We start from the raw sequence: 17,896 nt of genomic DNA on the forward strand, positions 1-17,896 counted from the left end.
AAATAAAAAACAGATGGAGTGCAAATTCAGGCCTGCGCTTTATAGGGCAGGGCTCCTTCCAAACCCAGCAAAAACTCCTTGACTTTTAATCCGGCTCCGTAACCGACCAGGGATCCGTTGGATCCGATCACCCGATGGCAGGGCACAACGATGGAAACCGGATTTTTGTTGTTGGCTCCCCCGACGGCGCGAACAGCCTTCGGCGCTCCCATCGCCTGGGCGATATCTTTGTAGGAACGGACCTCCCCGTAGGGAATTCCCTGCAGTTGACGCCATACCAACTTTTGAAAGGCCGTTCCGTATAGATCGACGGGCAGATCGAACTGGGTTCTTACTCCATCAAAATATTCCTTCAATTGTTGGACGATGGGAGCGAGCTCGACATCGTTGCGCTCCCAGCGAATCGATCCGATCCACTCCTTGGCCCACAAGGAGCGACCGATCCGAGTCTGCTCTCCCCGGTCAAAATCCAGTCGACATAATCCTTTGTTTGTCGCGGCTATCACGATGGGCCCCACCGGGCTTTCCATCTCACTCCATGCGATCACGCGCGAACCTGTGACCATAGAAGCCGAGCCTCCCTGTACCTGCTCATTTATGAACCCGTCTTCTCTTCCTTCAAAGCGTTTTTCAGTTCCCACAGCACCTGGTCATCGGTTTCCTCAGCCAAAGCATTGCGCAGGGCCTCACCTGCCTCATCCCCTCCGATCCGGCCCAGGGCCCAAGCCGCCGTGCCCCGGATCACCGGTCTCGGATCCGTTTTTAACAGCCGGATCAAATCAGGGACTGCCGTCCGGTCCCGATACCGACCCAAGGCGATGATCGCATTGCGCTGAATCGGCTTTTTTCCCCGCCAAGAGCCGGCCATCTTGCCGAACCGTTCCCGGAACTCGCGGTTGCTCATGGATAAAAGGGGTTTTAGCAAGGGTTTTACCTGTTCTGGATCCGGGAGAAATTCATTATGATGGGTAAAGTTCACCTTGCGGTTATACGGACAAACCGCTTGGCAGGTTTCAAAGCCGTAGAGATACGGACCCAGCCGATCCCGGTATTCCACCGGCAAAAAACCCTTGGTCTGGGTCAGATAAGCGAGACACGCCTGGGAATTGAGCCGGCCGGGCGAAACGAGAGCCCCAGTGGGACAAGCATCCAGGCAAGCGGTACAGTCTCCGCATCCTTCGGTGACCGGTGTATCCGGAGGAAGATCGACGTCGGTAATCATCTCTCCCAGATACACCCAGGAACCGAATTCTTCTGTAATAATGGAGGTGTTTTTTCCACTCCATCCGATTCCGGCCCGTTCCGCCACCGCACGGTCGGAAAGGGCCCCGGTATCCACCATCTCCTCGGCGGTGGCGCCGGGGACCAGTTCCAACAACCGTTCTTTCAAACCTTCCAACTTTCTTTTCAATACCCGGTGATAATCCTCGCCCCATGACGCCCGACAGAACACCCCCCTGTATGCTCCGGGTTCAGAGGCCGGCGGATCGGGTATTTTCGTCGGATAAGCGAGGGCGATGGCGATGATGGTTTTCGCCTCGGGAAGACACTTTTCGGGATGGGTACGCTTGTCGATGTCCGGTTCTTCAAATCCGGATTCATACCCGGCCTCCCGATGACGAATCAGCCTTTCCTTCAATTCCAGAAACGGGTCCGCCGAAGCAAACCCGATTTTGTCGATACCCAGCCGCTTCGCTTCCCGAATCAACTCCTCTTTGACCCTTTCGGGAGTCATCGTCCACCCCCTCCTTTCCGTTTCTTTTTTATACGATTATACCACGATCCGAATCTGTCCGCCCCGGATTAACACGGGATAGCTACTGTTATTTTATAGGAAGAACAAGTTGTGCATGCTCTTATTTATTTCGGAATCGCTCCCCGCGCCAGCTCATCGCACCGGTTGTTCAACTCATTGTCGCTGTGCCCTTTCACTTTGATAAACTCCACTTCATGCCGGCGCATCTCTTTCAGGAGCTCCTGCCACAGGTCCCGGTTTTCTACAGGGTCTTTCTTGCTGTTGACCCACCCGTTTTTCTCCCACTTCACATACCAGCCCTGCTTCATGCAATTAACCAGATAAGCGCTGTCCGTATACAGCTTGACGCGGCACGAAGTTTTCAGCCGGCTCAGGGATTGGATCGCGGCGGTCAACTCCATCCGGTTGTTGGTGGTATTCCGGGCGCCGCCGCTAATCTCCTTGTGGTGTTCCCCGTAAATTAAAACAGCGGCCCATCCTCCGGGTCCGGGGTTGCCAGAGCAGGCACCGTCGGTATAGATGGTCACTTCCTTCACTCGATTCACTCCTTAACGGACCTTCAATGTACGGAGACGATTGAGAGCGGCGGCCAGTTCCAGCTTGCGGGGCAAGGCCAGATCTCCGGGGTGCTGTCCGCGGAAGGGGGAAACTGCATCCAGTCCGGACCTTTCCACCTCCTGGTACAAGTCGTCGATCAGCTCCTTCAAGCTCCGCTTCCCGTCGGCCTGTTTGCCCAACCGGCGCATCATGTCGGCGATCGCCCGGGTTTGACTGCTGTCCACCAACTGTTCCACTCCCGACAGATCCACCGTTGTCGTGCCAAAGACGATGGTGGTTAACCCTTTGGCATCCACTTTCTCCTTTTTCCCTTTTCTCGGGTTAAAGCCCTGGGGAAGCAGATGGCGGGGCGTCACCTCACCAAACCGTTCTCCGCCTTCTTCCGTCCGGTCATTCTCCCGGGACTGGGCGATCTCCTTCGCCTCACTCGTCACTTCATGGGGGAGGTACTCGTCCATCATAATCACCGTGTCAGCTACATCGAAATAGTCCCCGGAACCGCCCAAGACAAGGACACTGGAGGTGCCCCGCTCCGCATACAGTTGACGCACCTTATCGATAAAGGGTGTGATCGGCTCTTTCCCCTTGGCGACCAATCGCTGCATCCGGCCGTCCCGGATCATAAAGTTCGTGGCACTGGTATCCTCGTCGATCAGGAGGCAATCGGCCCCCAACTCCAGACTTTCCACGATATTGGTTGCCTGGGATGTGCTTCCGGATGCATCCTCCGTGGAAAATCGTTCGGTATCCCGCCCGAAGGGAAGATTGTTGATAAAAGGAGAGATATTCACCTTTTCCACCCGGCGTCCGTCCTCCGCCCGAACCTTGACTGCCGTATCGGAGGTAATCACATACTCCCGACCGTCTCCTGCCACGTGATCATAGACTCCCCGCTCCAATGCCTTAAGTAAAGTACTTTTCCCGTGATAGCCGCCGCCGACGATGAGAGTGATTCCGTCCCGGATCACCATCCCCCGGATCGGATCCCCGTGGGGGACATCCACCGTCGCCTGGAGGGATTCCGGTGAGCGGAACCGGATCACCTGGCCGGAGGAAAGGGGCTTGTCGCTGATTCCGCTCTCCCGGGGCAAGATGGCTCCGTCGGCGACGAAGGCGATCCACCCCTTTTCCGCCAAAAACGCACGGACCGCTTGCTGGTTATCCACCAGCCGCATCCGCTCTTCAACCTTTTCCGGATCCAATGATGCGACCGGGAGCGCTTCATCCACCAAGCGGGGCAGATAATCGCATAGCATTTCATCCGCTTTCCGTCCCAGGACCGAGCGCCCCCGCGCCGGCAGACCAACCGTCACCCTCACCTCGACGAACTGGTCATTAACAACGACAGAGGTACGGGGCAAAATCTCCTGGCCGGGACGGTCCACGGCGATCATACCGCTTTTTCCTGTTCCCTTGGCCCTGAAGGAGTAGCGATCGGCTTTCTTTGACCACAAACGGGTGATCCAGTCCTCCAATGCCACTCGGCGGTGGGGTTGTTCATACCATTCCTTCGGATAACCGGCCTTTTCTTGATCCATCCGGACCCGAATCCGCGAAGGGGCGGCAAAGGGGTCTCCCTGGACATAATCGATAAAAAGGCGAAACCCGGGAAACCGGTATTCCCCTTGAATATCCTTATAGGCTTTGTACCCTCGTCCGTCGATGCGGGATAAGATTTGCTTTAATCGGTTCATCGATGAATTCCTCCTCCGTTTCCGACTGTGCGGTGATGCATCCCGGGTATGTACCGGAATCCTTGAAGGCATCCCCGCAAACATGGTATACTGATACCCTTCGGTCAGGATAATAATTCCAAGCTGTTCTCCGAAACACGGAAAAAGGATATCGGAATTATGGTACCTTTTATCGGAGGTGTAAAGCAAACGTTGCAGATTTCTGTCGATCCGGACTTGAAAAAAATCCTGCCCTCTTTCCTCCTCGGAATCATCCACTACGAAGGGTGCGATGTGGGCCCCTCCACCCCCGAGCTGGGGAAACAGGTCCAAATCTTTACCGATCAACTCCGTGCGGAATATACCCCTTCCGATTTGGCACAGCTGGAGGCGGTCCGGCACTGGCGGGAAGCTTTCAAGCGCTTGGGGACTTCCCCCTCCCGGTACCGGCCCTCTTCCGAATCCCTTCTGCGCCGGGTCGTAAAGGGCGGTTCCCTGTCATCCGTCAACAGCGCCGTTGATTTAAACAACTACTTTTCACTCAAGTATTTGCTTCCACTCGGCATTTACAACCGCGATTCCATCCAAGGATCGATCCGGTGCGGTATCGGGGCGGAAGAAGACAGCTACACCGGAGTGAACGGGCGAGAGGTTTCGATGAAAAACAAACTGTTGCTCCAGGACGATACCGGCCCCTTTGGCAGCCCTTATGTCGACTCCCGCCGGACACAGGTGACGGAGGAGACGGAACGAATCATACAGGCGGTATTTGCCGTTGGGGAACCGGAGGATGATTTAGCGGATACCCTCACCGCCATCGGGCACAGCTTCGTACAAATCCACGGCGGACAACTGGTTAAAACTGAAATTCGATGAGTCAACCCTCCTGGCCCAGGATCTCCCGGTAAGCGTCCCGGATCGCCTGAAAATCCTCCCAGGCCTCTCGTTTGCTGGCGGGATTGCGCAAAAGATAAGCCGGGTGAAAGGTAGGCATCATCCGGACACCTTTTCTTTCGTACCATCGCCCCCGAACCTTGGTGATCCTCGCTTGGGGATCAATCAGAGACCGAGTCGGAGCGGATCCCAGAGTCACGATCACAACCGGGCGAATGGCGACAAACTGCTCCCGAAGAATCGCTTTGCAGGTCTCCATCTCCCTCTCCGTGGGAGTCCGGTTGCCGGGGGGCCGACATTTGACCACATTTGTGATAAAAATATCCTTCCGGGGGATTTCCGCCGCCTCCAGCATCCGATCGAGCAACTGGCCCGCCCTTCCCACAAAAGGCCTTCCCTGCCGGTCCTCATCCGCCCCCGGACCCTCCCCGACGAACATCAGAGGGGATTCGGGATTTCCTTCCCCCATCACGATATGGGTCCTTCTTTCATGGAGCGGACAACGGGTACAGCCCGCATATCGTTGGTGTACGGTCTCCAATTCCACTCGCTTTCACCTTCTTCTTCAGGATGCACGATGCCATTATCCCAAATATCTGCCAACCGATCTATGCCCAAACTCTCTTTTTTATCGAATAAAATATATGGTATACTATTTTGATACTACCGTGAAATAATCGTTACCCATAAAAATAAACAACAGATTTTAACCTGCCGTTTAATCGTGATTCATACATTTTCGTTACCATCAGAATTGAACGGCAAAGGAGTGATCCAAATTGTCCGATCTCATCTATCCGATGCTGGTCTCCGATATCGACGGTACGATCGTTACCGCTGCCAAAGAGATTCCCGAAGAGAACCGGCAAAGCATCGACGCCTTCCGGCGCCGGGGAGGACGGTTCACCCTGGCCACAGGGCGCAGTTATAGGGAAGCGAAACGGTTTATCCATGAATTGAAGGTGGATCTGCCGGTGATTCTTTGTAACGGAGGCCTTATCTACGAACCTGCCTCCGATCAACTCCACCCGGTTGCCACCCTGGAGCGAAAAACCGTTTTTGAACTGGTGGAACAACTGTCCCGGTTGACCGTCGACACAGACATTTTCATCTATACCTTGGACAAGATCTACGCCACCGGGATCAGCCCGTCGACGGAGGCGGCCCTGGAACAAGGGGAAGGACTCTCTCTGGAACTGATCCCCAGCTACAACGATCTGCCCCAGGTCCCCTGGCTCAAACTGGTCGCCGTCGCTGAAGAAGAGGCGATGCCCCACCTTCACGACTGGAGCAAAACCTACGGCGATTCCCTGGAGTTTGTTCAATCCTCCGCCAACTACTTTGAAATCATGCCGAAGAACATCTCCAAGGGAAACGCACTAACCAAGCTGGCGCGACGCTTCCACCTGGAACCCCGGCAATGCGCCGCTATCGGCGACCACCTCAACGACCTGTCCATGATCCAAATCGCCGGCACCAACGCCGCCGTCGCCAACGCCCATCCCCACCTGATCCACGCGGCCAAAAACCTGGTCCCCAGCAACGAAGAAGCCGGCGTCTCCCACTTCATCCGGAATCATCTGTTGAAAACGATGCCCCAAGCTGTGGAATGAGATAAGACGGACGAATACAGAGAAAACGGCTCTTCCCCCTGCCCGGGGAGGAGCCGTTTTTTGGATGATCGTCGATTTTTCGCCGGCTTTTCAAAGTCTTATGAAAGAAATTTGAGACTCAAGTAAGCAACCAGAACAAATAAATGGATCCCTAACAAAATCAGAGAAATCAGGGAGAAAAAAACGGTCCGTTCCCGTCGAAGCACGGACATCACCGCATACACCAGTCCAAAAACAGTATAAAGAATACTGAATATCGTGTAGGAAAACAAAAAGTGAAGCAAGGCGGAAAGGAGAGTAGCATATCCAGCCCCCTTTTTCACCATTAAATAAGTATTCCTTCTCCCTTTCTCCGTAACTTTCCAATCCCCGAGGTAATCCGTCACCTTTGGCTTTTTTAGTTCTTCTTCATAATAGAGATACATCGGCTGCAGATACGGGATTTCCCCGTTTTTCAAGATTCCCTTTCCCCACACAATCGTTTCTTCTCCCAGCTGCATCGAGAACTCGTTGGTTTGCTCCTTATCGATTTTATGGAAATCGGGATACGTCGGGACACAGGGAATGTTTGAACCAAGGGAAAAGGCGATTCTTTGCCCTTCGGTTTGCCCAAAATATCGATGCGGCTTGAAAGTGCGAATGTTGCTGAATAAAAATCGCCACGGCTGCTTCAACTGTACATTGGCCATACTGGTGTCGACGGGAATCCATCCTTCTTCCAGAAAAACTTCATTCCACACATGGTATTGGTTCTTGTCAACGGCAAAGCTTCCAACAACCATTCGGCAGGGAATACCTACGGAACGGCAGAGAGCGGCATACAAAGCCGCAAACTCTCCGCAGTCTCCCTTTCGGGATTTTATAAAAAGGATGGTGCCTCTTTTTTTTACTCGAGCAGAATAACGAAACCGGCGAACCACATAACGAAATAAAGTGTAGGCCTTTTCTCGGGTACCATCTAAATCTTTACAGAGAGAACGAGCCAGCTCTTCGATTTCCGGTGTGATGGTCACATAGGTTGTCGATTTTAAATAATCGTTTTTTTCCGCTTGGCTAAGACGGGCCGGCCTCGCCGTTTCCTGATCAACGGGATGAATGTCAATCCGGTAACGGTAATGGAGTTCCTCCCCCGGATCTAACTCAAAATACTCCAGCGTATGATCCAACCCGCTGTTCACCTGTTTTGGTGTATGACTTCTCTCCAGCAACTTCGCCGTTTGAGCCGAATAAGAGGGGATTTTCGACATCCAAACCAATGTTTTTCCTTTTCTTCTATTACGAAAGTGATAGTCATAACAAACCTCACGACTGTCTGTAGACATATTTATGTCCCCTCTTTAGCTTATTTTCGTTCCATGTTGCACACACTTCCTTCACATGTCCCCTGATTCACAATCGTTCGCCTACTGGCCAGGAAATCATCGGTCTAAAAGTTATTTAATATGACGCCGTTGGATGAGGAAATATACGATCGTGAGAATCATGACAAAAATCCAAATCAAAAACTCGGAACCATTCATGAAGTTCGACGGGTTCACAGCTGAATCAATGAAATCTTTACTTAATATTGAGAAGTAAATGATGGTTTCCAATTTAAACCAGCTAATCATCAGGTTTGCGTTTCTATAAAAATGTTCTGCATTCTCTTTTGTTAAACGACTGGGATAATGAAACTGATGAGGGTATTTCCTTAAAATCGTGAATCCTAGATAAATAAGGAACATCAGAAGAATCAACAGCAGCGTAAACCATTTACTTCCCCATTGGTCTGCCTTCCCTTGCAAGTCATAATGGATGGGAATCTGATCCGGTAAATGCGGCCAAATATAGGCTGAATAGAGGAAAAGACCAACGAACAAAGTGATACAAATGAGATCATGAAGCCATTCCATTTTCGATTTTTTTATGTGGATCCGGGGATGCTCCATCGTGAAAACCTCCCCCTCTCCAATCATTAATGAACGGAGAAAGCGAATGCCATCCATACAAGTCCTGTCCAAACAAGCCGAGCAAAGGATGAAACCCGGGGGTACAGTAAAAAGAATCATGTACGGTCACCGTGAAGGTTTCATCTTGATCAAGGCAACGTGCCGCCGCTCCTTCCATTCGGAAAGACTCAACATCCAATGAATTCTCTTCCATGATCGCTCAAAAGAAGACAAGCCTTCATGGCCTGTCATTAGCGGTCAAGGTTGATTCCCTGTGTCATCCTCCAGCTGAATATAAACCCGTTCCGTTGTCCGATTCTTCCCTCTTCTTTTGAGTGACATTTTTCCTATTTCTCTTGTATTGCTGACATGGGTTCCACCGCATGGGATCCGCAAATCGCGGCAAATCCATACTTTCGCCTCTTTTTCACCGGCAACGGATCTCATTTCGATGGGAATTTCCTGGTCCACCCATTCATTGGCCAGTCCTTCCACTTCGTCTAATCCCTCTCGCGTAAACTTGTAATCCGTGAAAAAATCAAAGCGACCCCTGTCTTCCCCGATTCGACAGCTTTTTAGTTTCATATCACCAAACACATTGAACATATGATGATAAATCAAGTGTGATGCGGAATGCATCCTCATCAACCGATATCTTCTGGGCCAATCGATTTGAATATCTACCGTCGATCCTTCTTCAAGGGTTTCCGGTTCCTGATCCAAAATGTGAACCACTTCCGTGTCCACTTTGATTTCGGGGAAATCGGGATGTGCCAGGAGCCTTCCCCCGTGTTTCTGAGTATCAACCACCGGATAGCCCCCCAGCCATCCTCGGTCACCCAACTGCCCACCCCCTTCCGGGTAAAAAATCGTTCGATCCAGTGTCATGTGACACCCGCTGATCTTCTTAATCCGCGCGGTTGTTTCTTTAAGAAACGGATCATCCACATAAAGCTTCTCTGTCATGATTCGTCACACCTCACTCGATCTGCTTTTTCATCCATCGCATTCTTGTGCGGAAAATGAAGAGTTCCGTTAAGAGTGCGTGGACTCTGCAATCTGGCTCCAGTATATACAGATTGGTTTTTCGATATAAGCCTTTCAATTTTCTGCGAATTTCACCGGAAACAGATGGATCTTCTCCGCTGACCCTTTCTTCTTTTCTCCATCGAAAGCATATATCCTTCCATTAAAAAAGACGAACCCAACGGTCCGTCGTTATTGGTCGGGGCGACAGGATTTGAACCTGCGACCCCCTGCTCCCAAAGCAGGTGCTCTGCCAAGCTGAGCCACGCCCCGATATCTGCGTTGTGTTTTGGATTTCAATACCGCAAGAAATATTATATAACAGATGGGTGCCTTTGAACAAGGAAAACTTTTATCCAATCCCAGGGGGATCCACTTTCTTATATTTCAAGCGGCTCAAGGACTCCTTTTTTAACTGACCGGAATCATTGCGGTATCAAACGCCATAAAATCATCTCCCTCATCATCCCACCACCCTGAGAGGTTAATTAAGGGGAGAGTCATTCATCTCACCTTCTGTTTATCGATCAACCAAACCAGGGGGGAATCAGATGCCTGTCAAAGGGAAGTCCGTCGGTTGGCATCCGGCGAAAACCCGGAGTACGTACTATACTCAAGACCGTGTCGACAATGCCCGGACTCATATCGATCGATATGAGTGGGCCCGCCGCATCCGGGATCAAGCCGTCGCCAACGCAGAAAAGTACCTCACATACGGATGGGACCGCCTGTGGAGACTGATCACTCCCCCAACCCTGCCCCGAAGCTTCGCCGTCAACTACAATTGGGGTTCCCCCGTCACCGGGAAGAAGTTTAATGAAATATACGGATATCGGGGATGGCAGGCAGATCCCAAAAACGAACCCTGGAAACTGACGGACCCTTCCAGCGGTTTCAAGTTCCCCACCAACGACTTCCGATCCTATTATGAAAGCGGATTGGATCCACACGGCCTTTTTGATCCCAAGCGGGCCAACCGACGGTATTTAAAAAACAGGCTTTATCCGGAAAAAGGGGAAGATTGGGGAGTGGACGACGGGTTTGGATGGGTGGACAAAGAGGGGAACCGCTGGACCTTTATCGCCTACTACATCCATTGGCACATCTGGCACGGCGGGGTGGTGGACAACGCCCTCCGCGCTTTCCGGGACGCCTATCTGTATACCGGAGACCCCAAGTATTGCCGGGGTGGAATCATTCTGCTGGACCGGATCGCCGATCTCTATCCGCAGATGAACCTCGACCCCTACCAAACCGAGGAAGGTTACCTCAACTCCCACGGCGGTACGGGAAAAGGCAAAATTCGGGGCAGCATCTGGGAAGCGACCGCTGTCACAGACTACCTCTCCGCCTACGACGCCTTTTTTCCCGGAATGGAAAAAGCGGGTGTCGTCGGTTTTTTAAGTCGGAAAGCGAAAGACTACCGCCTGAAAAATCCCAAGGACAGCGTCGACGCCATTCGGGTCCATATCGAAAACCGGCTTCTCCGCGAGATTTTCCCTGCCGTCAAAAGGACTGAAATCCGGGGTAATTTCGGGATGCATCAACGCGCCTTGGCCATGGCCGCTGTGGTGCTGGATGAGGCGGGGACGTCCGAGGAATGGATCGACTGGATCTTCCAACCCGGACGCCTACGCTCCCGACCGGATTGGCATTTGACCGGCGGCAATATGCTGACCACCTTGGTCGACCGCGTCGACCGGGACGGATTCGGCGACGAGCCCTCCACCCAGTACAACCGTTACTGGCTCGGACAAATCCGGGGAGTCGCTGACATCCTGGAAAGGTATCACCGGTATCCGAAAGCCGATTTGTATGGAAACGTCAAATTCAAAAAGATGTTCGACACCCGCTGGCCGCTGATGATGAGCGGCCGATATACCCCTGCCATTGGCGATTCCTTGAAAACCGGCAACCCAGAAATCGTCGGAACGATCTGGGAACACGTAAAAGCCTTTGAAAAGTACCGAGATCCTGTCTATGCACAAACCGCCCATTTTCTGAACGGATATTCCCTGGACGGCCTTCATGGAGATCTTTTCTCCGCCGATCCGGAAAAAATTTTTCGGGAGATGCGCCGGGTGATCGAAAAAAAGGGCGAACTCCGCCTCAACAGCACTCACCTGCCCGGATTCGGTTTCACCGCCCTGCGGGACGGACGGGACATCCGACCGAATCCGGAGATCGCCTACCGCTTCCCGGATCTCAAGCGGCTCATGGCTTCAGGAGAGGTAACGACACACCGAGGCGCCGTGATATCGGAAACGGATGTCATCAGCCGTCATGTGCCGGATGCCTTTCGCATCCCTGAGGACGATTACGAAACAAGCGGAGCCGTTCACATGAGGGCTGACCGTCCGGGAGAGCGCATCGCCTTTCGGTTGAACATTCCCAGCACCGATGCATATGTCCTCGATATCGAGATTTTGCATTCCACCTATCATGGCCGCTATCAGGTGCGGATCGACGACCGGCCCCTAACGGAACTAAATTTTTACGGATCAGGAGGAAAGCAGGTCAGACGGTTAGGAAAAAGGAGGTTGACCCGAGGCACCCACACCCTCACCTTCGTGAACCGAGGGAAAAACAAGGAGGCCCTTGGATACGGCCTGGCCCTCTCCCGCCTGTTCTTACGGAATCCTCAAGCTCCACACCGATCGGCCCGGCAGATCCAAAAACCGACCCTGCGCGGCCTGTGGATGTACTACGGGCGGAACCTCGTCGGAAAACACGGTCACAAGGATACGCTTAACATCGGACTGTATGGCTTCGGTCTCGATTTAAGCCCGGATCTGGGTTACCCGGAAAACTTCAAAACCCGGACCGAATGGGTGAGCCACACCATCAGTCACAATACTGTCGTCGTCGACCGAGGTAAACAAAAGGACTTACAAGCTGCCATCCCCCATCATGTGGAAAAGGAGGGCCGGGTTCAGCTGATCGATGTGGAAGCTCCTCATGTCTACCCGCAAACCCGATGCTATCGGCGAACCAGCGCCATGATCAGGATCGACAGGGAAAACTCCTACACCGTTGACTTTTTTCGGGTCAAGGGCGGCCGTGAGCATCACTTCAGCTTCCACGGAGCCGCGGGGAAGATCACCACCCAGGGCCTGCACCTGATCCCGCAAACGAGAGGAACCTACGCCGGAACCGATGTCGCATTCGGCGAAAAGGAACCCGACCAGCCCGAAGGCTGGGCTTACGCCGGGAGCGGATTCCATTACCTGGACCGGGTGGAGCGGGCCCTACAGCCGGAAGTTCCCTTCAGCGTGGACTGGTGTATCGACGATACCTGGAACGTCCTTCCGGAAAAAGCGGATATCCATCTTCGGCTGACCCTGCTCAACGAGGTGGACGAGGTGGCCCTGGCCAACGGCTATCCTCCCAAACTTCCCGGAAACCCGGATCATCTGCGCTACCTGATCGCCCACCGGAAGAGCCGAGATTTGCAAACTCAGTTCATTTCCGTGATCGAACCCTATAAAAATTCACCGAACATCGATTCCGTTCGGACCGTCCCGCTCACCGTCAAGGGAAAAAGGGTTTCCGGCCCGGATACCGCCGCAGTCCAAGTCGTGCTGAACAACGGACGAACCGACTACATCGTCCATTCCCTCCACCCCCAAATGCGATATACGGTGGATGGCCGGTTTCAGTTCCAAGGATTTTTCGGTGTCTACTCGGAGCGAAACGGTCAGCCCGTTTACGCTTTCCTCAGCGACGGAACCCTCCTGCAACCGGATGGGAAACCGCCCCTCCTCCACCGAAGGCAGAGACGTCTCACCGGCAAAATCCTGGATTTCACCCGGGAAATAACCCGAAACAACCAACTCACCGTACGCGTTAAGGGAAATTGCCCCGATCCGGAATCCTTCAACGGGCGCCAGATCATCATTGAAAACGACGGACGACAAAATGCCACCTACACCATCCAAAGGGCGGAGAGAAATCGAGACAACGTCTATACCCTCCACCTAGGGGACACCACCCTGATCCGTCAGTACAAAAATCCGAAAAACATCTCCAAGGGATACCGGTACAACATCAAAAAAGGAGCCCAGTGGACCCTTCCCCTGTCCAGTGAGTGGTACCGATAAAGGGAAAGATCCCGGTTGGCTCGATCCACCGGGATCTTTTATTTCATACGATACCAATGATTTTGACTTGACGACAAAGATAAATCCGGCCTAAAATCAAACTGTACGGTTCAGTTTGATCATACCCAACCAGGAGGAACTCACTTGATGAGCCTTTCACCGAGAGCACAAGCCAAGCGGGAACAAATCCGCACAGCGGCCCAACAGTTATTTCTCCAACACGGGTTCGCAGAAACCCGTATGGATGCCATCACGGCCCGAGCCGGGGTCTCCAAACAGACGGTGTACAGCTATTATGCAGGAAAAGAGGAACTTCTCGCCGACGTTTTAACACAACTGATTCACCGGTTTTTCGAAGACCCCTCTCCGCTAAAGGCAGATCATGCACCCTTGGAAACCTATGATGACTTTCAAAAGGGATTGAACCACCTGGCAGAAACCATTATCACCACGCTGATGCAACCGGATTATTTGGCATTGATCCGAGTAATTCTCTCCGAATCCATTCGATTTCCAAAGTTGGGTGAACTCTTTCGATCTACGGTACCGGTGCGAGTCTTAAAAAAAATCACCGCTTATTTACAACAAGCCCGCCGGCAAGGATGGGCCCATTTTGAAGATGCGGATGCGGCGGCGCGGATGTTTGTCGGACCCCTGCTTACGCATGTCCTTCTGGACGGCCTGATGACGCCCGACCGTCCGCCCCGCCGACCGGATTCCCAACAGATCGAAGCCATTGTCCGTTTGTACTTGAAATCCCTCTCAGAGCGGTGACTTGAATCCCTTGAGGGAAGTGGAGTCACGGTTTTGAGAATCCAAGGGGGAACAAACATGTCCCAATATGTGTTGTCTTTTCAGGAGATCGATCAGACCTGTTTAAAGGATGTCGGTGGAAAAGGAGCCAACCTGGGTGAAATGACCCAAGCCGGTTTCCCGGTTCCAAAAGGATTTTGTGTCACCACAGCCGCCTATCGGGCCTTTATTGAAACCAGCCGGGAACTGGATGGGCTACTGGAGCCGCTCAACCGGCTGGAGCCTGATCAGTTGGACCGCATCAGCCATTTAGGCAAGCAGATACGGGAGCATTTGAAGTCCTTGAGCATGCCGGAGGAAATCCGATCCGCCATTTTACAAGCGTGGAAACAGACAGGAACCCATGCCGCTTATGCCGTTCGATCCAGTGCCACCGCCGAAGACTTGCCCACAGCCTCTTTCGCCGGTCAACAGGAAACCTTTTTAAACGTGATCGGGGAAAATCAACTGCTTCAATCGGTTCAAAACTGTTGGGCTTCCTTATTTACGGACCGAGCCATTGCTTATCGTATCAAAAACGGGTTTGACCACCGTTCCGTATTTCTCTCTGTCGTCATCCAGCAAATGGTTTTTCCCGAAGTCTCCGGAATCCTGTTTACTGCGGATCCTGTGACGGGACACCGAAAAACCTCCTCCATGGATGCCAGTTTTGGTTTGGGAGAAGCCCTGGTATCCGGAATCGTGTCAGCGGATTTATATCAGGTTCGTTCCGGGCAAATCATCAAGAAACAGGTCTCCGAAAAGAAAACAGCCATTTACGCCTTGCCCGAGGGCGGAACCGTTACCCGGGAAATCCCGCTCGGCCAACAAAAAAGCCAGGCCCTTTCCGATCAACAGATTGTTGAATTGACTCAACTCGGGCAACAGATCGAAAAACATTACGGAATAGCACAGGACATTGAGTGGGCTTTGGCGGACGGGGAATGGTTGGTTCTGCAAGGTCGTCCCATCACCTCTCTCTATCCGCTTCCGGGTCCTGTAAAGGATCAAAAATTCCGTGTCTATTTTTCTTTCGGTCATCAACAAATGATGACCGAGGCCATGAAACCGTTGGCTATTTCCCTTTTGCGTACACTGTTTCCTTTTGGAAAAGAGAATCCCACCTTGGAAAGTCGGGTCATGTTGGAAGCGGGAGGGCGTTTGTTTATCGATCCCACCGACCTGTTATATTGGAAACCCGGTCAAAAAATATTCCCCCGTATGTTGAGCAATGTGGACGAGCGGATCAGTCATGCCATTTCCGAAATCATACAGCGGGAGGCTTTTCAAAAACAGGCGGTCCCTGATAAACAGGTCGTCAAGAAAGCACGCCGAATCATGGGACCGGTTGCCGTCGATGTAGCGAAAAACCTGATCTTCCGTGACTCTTCCCAAGCGCTTCGTTCATGCAATGAATGGATGGAACGATTTGTCGAGAACAGCCAAAGGGGTTTGGCCGGGAGATCCGGTGTAGACCGAATCCAACGAATCCAGAAAAACGTCGGGTCATTGATGTTCAGTCTATTCCAACATTTTTTACCGTACCTGCTCTCAGGACTGATCACCCTAAAAATGATCCGACATTTCTCCATCCGCTGGCTGGGACATGACCGGGACGTCCACCGTTTGAATCAATCCCTGACCGGAAACGTAACCAGTGAAATGGGTCTCGCCCTGGGAGATTTGGCGGATGAAGCCCGTCCCTATCCGGAAGTGATCGCCGCTTTACGAAATGGGAAAGATCCCCTCGATCCAGGATGGGATCAAATCCCCGGCGGAGATGTTTTTCAAAAGCCGTTCGATCGCTTTATCGACCGATACGGCATGCGGTGTCCGGGAGAAATCGACATCACCAATCCGCGTTGGCGGGAAGCACCTGCTCAGCTGGTGCCGTCCATTTTGAACCATATTCAAAATGTGAAGCCGGGAGAACATCGGGAGAATTTCAGAGAGGGAAAAAAAGATGCGGAACAGGCCGCCCAATCCATCCTCTCACAGGTCCGACAAACTCGCGGCGGAGTTATCAAAGAAAAATGGATGAAACGCCTGATCACGGTCTATCGAAACGTCATGGGTCTTCGCGAACATCCCAAGTACATGATGGTCCGGCATTTCGATCTATACAAGCGGGCGATTCTGGATGAAGCAGATGGACTGGTGAAGCGGGGAGTCCTTCAACACCGGACGGATGTCTTCTATCTGACGCTGAACGAAATCCTGGCCTTGTTGAAAAGTCATTCCACCGAATCGGTACAAGAACGCATCGATCAACGGAAGAAGGAATACGAGCAACACCAAAAACGGACCCCTCCCCGCGTCATCACCAGCGAAGGAGAAGTGGTGACAGGGCTGAGACAGGATCCGAACATTCCGGAAGGTTCTTTACCCGGTACGGCGGTATCCCCCGGAGTGGCTGAGGGTTACGCCCGGGTCGTGCTGAACCCGGGAAAAGCCGAGCTAAAGCCCGGGGAAATCCTGATTGCCCCTTTTACCGATCCGGGATGGACCCCTCTGTTTCACTCCGCCAAAGCCTTAGTGATGGAAGTCGGCGGTATGATGACCCATGGAGCGGTCGTGGCTCGGGAATACGGAATTCCGGCTGTCGTCGGTGTCGACGAAGCCATAAAAACCATCCGGGACGGTCAGTACATCCGAGTGGACGGCTCCCGGGGCTATGTTCAAATCATGGATGAACAAGGTACTGGAAGGCTTCAAGAAATGTAGGCGGGGATTTTAGTTGAGACCCTTCACATGGATCCTTCTTTTCCCTCGGTGTTTTCACAACCAGGATCCTCCCCGATTAAAAACATAAGAGAGGGGTTCCCTGCAGAATTTACTTATGATGTCCTTCGTTATGATTACGCAGTTTTAACGATTGATCCTGAGTACTCTTTCGATTCTGTGTATAATTGGTCGATGAGGGCCGATGTTGATGAGTCGGAACAAGTAGTAGCCTCCGGTTATCCTAATGACTATCAGTGTAAAAGTATCGGTGGTATTACCAACTATGATTCATTGTTTGATGTAATTCAACATGGCGCCTTTATTGATCACGGCTATAGTGGTGGTCCATTGTGGAATGTGAAAAGTGGAGTAGGGAGAACACAAATAGGTATTAATGTAGCTGGTAGCGGTTCGGAGTACTATGCTTGTGCATTAGACGAAGACACACAAGACCTAAATTACAACCAAAAACCAGTACAGAATAACATGCTTAATGATTAGCCAGTCATTACTTTATGTCAGGCAGGAATCGGGGCGCGATAAAAGAAATATGAAGGGTCGGGAACCCTTATTCAAATGATTTTGTCAGCCGTAATTAGGTTGGGATTTTCTTCATCAATTTGTTTAAAATATGATCGAAGTTCATTCCCTGTAGAATGTAACCGTGCTATCTGACCAGATTTCTTATTGTGCAGTCCTTCATAAACATTGTGTTGGGCATTTCTAAATCATTGACCCGTTTCCCCAATTACTGGGTTCGAAATTCGGTACTCAATATTTGTTTACTCTCCTCATTGTCTACCCCCGATTGTTTGGGTTCGTTTTATCCCTT

General features: G+C 52.0%; 14 protein-coding genes and 1 tRNA gene. 6 read left to right on the forward strand and 9 right to left on the reverse strand.

Annotated elements, in window-relative coordinates:
- Positions 1-26 precede the first annotated feature (26 nt).
- From CHM34_RS06680 to CHM34_RS06695, 4 genes are all read right to left on the reverse strand, one after another.
- The gene (locus tag CHM34_RS06680) at positions 27-566 is read right to left on the reverse strand and encodes a methylated-DNA--[protein]-cysteine S-methyltransferase (RefSeq protein WP_094263809.1); all 540 of its coding nucleotides are present in this window, start codon (positions 564-566) and stop codon (positions 27-29) included.
- Between the two features lie 29 nt (positions 567-595).
- Complete coding sequence (queG, locus tag CHM34_RS06685) at positions 596-1,735, reverse strand: tRNA epoxyqueuosine(34) reductase QueG (protein WP_094263810.1); 1,140 nt, start codon at positions 1,733-1,735, stop codon at positions 596-598.
- A 125-nt stretch (positions 1,736-1,860) separates the two neighbouring features.
- Complete coding sequence (gene rnhA / locus CHM34_RS06690; RefSeq protein ID WP_094263811.1) at positions 1,861-2,292, reverse strand: ribonuclease HI; 432 nt, start codon at positions 2,290-2,292, stop codon at positions 1,861-1,863.
- A 12-nt stretch (positions 2,293-2,304) separates the two neighbouring features.
- Positions 2,305-4,008, reverse strand: a complete 1,704-nt coding sequence (locus CHM34_RS06695; RefSeq protein ID WP_094263812.1) for an ABC-ATPase domain-containing protein — start codon at positions 4,006-4,008, stop codon at positions 2,305-2,307.
- Positions 4,009-4,167: 159 nt separating this feature from the next.
- Between CHM34_RS06695 and CHM34_RS06700 the strand changes: the two genes are divergently transcribed.
- Complete coding sequence (locus tag CHM34_RS06700) at positions 4,168-4,863, forward strand: B3/B4 domain-containing protein (protein WP_094263813.1); 696 nt, start codon at positions 4,168-4,170, stop codon at positions 4,861-4,863.
- Between the two features lies 1 nt (position 4,864).
- On the opposite strand, the gene CHM34_RS06705 is transcribed toward CHM34_RS06700, so the two are convergent.
- The gene (locus tag CHM34_RS06705) at positions 4,865-5,428 is read right to left on the reverse strand and encodes a uracil-DNA glycosylase (RefSeq protein WP_094263814.1); all 564 of its coding nucleotides are present in this window, start codon (positions 5,426-5,428) and stop codon (positions 4,865-4,867) included.
- Positions 5,429-5,660: 232 nt separating this feature from the next.
- Here CHM34_RS06705 and CHM34_RS06710 point away from each other — a divergent pair, with 232 nt between their 5' ends.
- Entirely contained in the window at positions 5,661-6,494 is an 834-nt protein-coding gene (locus CHM34_RS06710; protein WP_094263815.1) for an HAD family hydrolase, read from the forward strand.
- A gap of 98 nt (positions 6,495-6,592) precedes the next feature.
- Here CHM34_RS06710 and CHM34_RS06715 read toward each other — a convergent pair whose 3' ends face one another.
- The 4 genes from CHM34_RS06715 to CHM34_RS06730 all read right to left on the reverse strand — a co-directional run bounded on the left by CHM34_RS06715 (position 6,593) and on the right by CHM34_RS06730 (position 9,721).
- Positions 6,593-7,816: a transglutaminase-like domain-containing protein gene (locus CHM34_RS06715; protein ID WP_094263816.1), complete on the reverse strand. Its 1,224-nt coding sequence runs from the start codon at positions 7,814-7,816 to the stop codon at positions 6,593-6,595.
- A gap of 111 nt (positions 7,817-7,927) precedes the next feature.
- Positions 7,928-8,422 carry a DUF1648 domain-containing protein gene (locus tag CHM34_RS06720; protein WP_169713630.1) on the reverse strand — a complete coding sequence of 165 codons (495 nt, stop codon included), beginning with the start codon at positions 8,420-8,422 and terminating at the stop codon, positions 7,928-7,930.
- A gap of 258 nt (positions 8,423-8,680) precedes the next feature.
- Positions 8,681-9,388, reverse strand: a complete 708-nt coding sequence (locus tag CHM34_RS06725) for an alanyl-tRNA editing protein (RefSeq protein ID WP_094263818.1) — start codon at positions 9,386-9,388, stop codon at positions 8,681-8,683.
- Positions 9,389-9,644: 256 nt separating this feature from the next.
- Positions 9,645-9,721: transfer RNA gene (locus tag CHM34_RS06730), tRNA-Pro, on the reverse strand.
- Between the two features lie 278 nt (positions 9,722-9,999).
- Between CHM34_RS06730 and CHM34_RS06735 the strand changes: the two genes are divergently transcribed.
- From CHM34_RS06735 to CHM34_RS06750, 4 genes are all read left to right on the forward strand, one after another.
- Positions 10,000-13,548 (forward strand): heparinase II/III domain-containing protein, encoded by a 3,549-nt coding sequence (locus CHM34_RS06735; protein WP_094263819.1) that lies wholly within the window; start codon positions 10,000-10,002, stop codon positions 13,546-13,548.
- Between the two features lie 147 nt (positions 13,549-13,695).
- Positions 13,696-14,322, forward strand: coding sequence for a TetR/AcrR family transcriptional regulator (locus tag CHM34_RS06740; RefSeq protein WP_094263820.1), 627 nt, complete (start codon positions 13,696-13,698; stop codon positions 14,320-14,322).
- Between the two features lie 57 nt (positions 14,323-14,379).
- The gene (locus tag CHM34_RS06745; protein WP_094263821.1) at positions 14,380-17,064 is read left to right on the forward strand and encodes a phosphoenolpyruvate synthase; all 2,685 of its coding nucleotides are present in this window, start codon (positions 14,380-14,382) and stop codon (positions 17,062-17,064) included.
- Positions 17,065-17,091: 27 nt separating this feature from the next.
- Positions 17,092-17,565 (forward strand): trypsin-like peptidase domain-containing protein, encoded by a 474-nt coding sequence (locus CHM34_RS06750; protein WP_094263822.1) that lies wholly within the window; start codon positions 17,092-17,094, stop codon positions 17,563-17,565.
- The last annotated feature ends 331 nt before the right edge of the window (positions 17,566-17,896 follow it).

Source organism: Paludifilum halophilum, from assembly GCF_002245355.1.
GTDB lineage: Bacteria > Bacillota > Bacilli > Thermoactinomycetales > DSM-45169 > Paludifilum > Paludifilum halophilum.

Excerpts from the sequence above, each read along its gene's own strand:
- CHM34_RS06680 (WP_094263809.1), bottom strand. The coding sequence starts at position 566 with ATGGTCACAGGTTCGCGCGTGATCGCATGGAGTGAGATGGAAAGCCCG.
- queG (WP_094263810.1), bottom strand. The coding sequence starts at position 1,735 with ATGACTCCCGAAAGGGTCAAAGAGGAGTTGATTCGGGAAGCGAAGCGG.
- CHM34_RS06695 (WP_094263812.1), bottom strand. The coding sequence starts at position 4,008 with ATGAACCGATTAAAGCAAATCTTATCCCGCATCGACGGACGAGGGTAC.
- CHM34_RS06700 (WP_094263813.1), top strand. The coding sequence starts at position 4,168 with ATGGTACCTTTTATCGGAGGTGTAAAGCAAACGTTGCAGATTTCTGTC.
- CHM34_RS06715 (WP_094263816.1), bottom strand. The coding sequence starts at position 7,816 with ATGTCTACAGACAGTCGTGAGGTTTGTTATGACTATCACTTTCGTAAT.
- CHM34_RS06720 (WP_169713630.1), bottom strand. The coding sequence starts at position 8,422 with ATGGAGCATCCCCGGATCCACATAAAAAAATCGAAAATGGAATGGCTT.
- CHM34_RS06725 (WP_094263818.1), bottom strand. The coding sequence starts at position 9,388 with ATGACAGAGAAGCTTTATGTGGATGATCCGTTTCTTAAAGAAACAACC.
- CHM34_RS06735 (WP_094263819.1), top strand. The coding sequence starts at position 10,000 with ATGCCTGTCAAAGGGAAGTCCGTCGGTTGGCATCCGGCGAAAACCCGG.
- CHM34_RS06740 (WP_094263820.1), top strand. The coding sequence starts at position 13,696 with ATGAGCCTTTCACCGAGAGCACAAGCCAAGCGGGAACAAATCCGCACA.
- CHM34_RS06745 (WP_094263821.1), top strand. The coding sequence starts at position 14,380 with ATGTCCCAATATGTGTTGTCTTTTCAGGAGATCGATCAGACCTGTTTA.
- CHM34_RS06750 (WP_094263822.1), top strand. The coding sequence starts at position 17,092 with ATGGATCCTTCTTTTCCCTCGGTGTTTTCACAACCAGGATCCTCCCCG.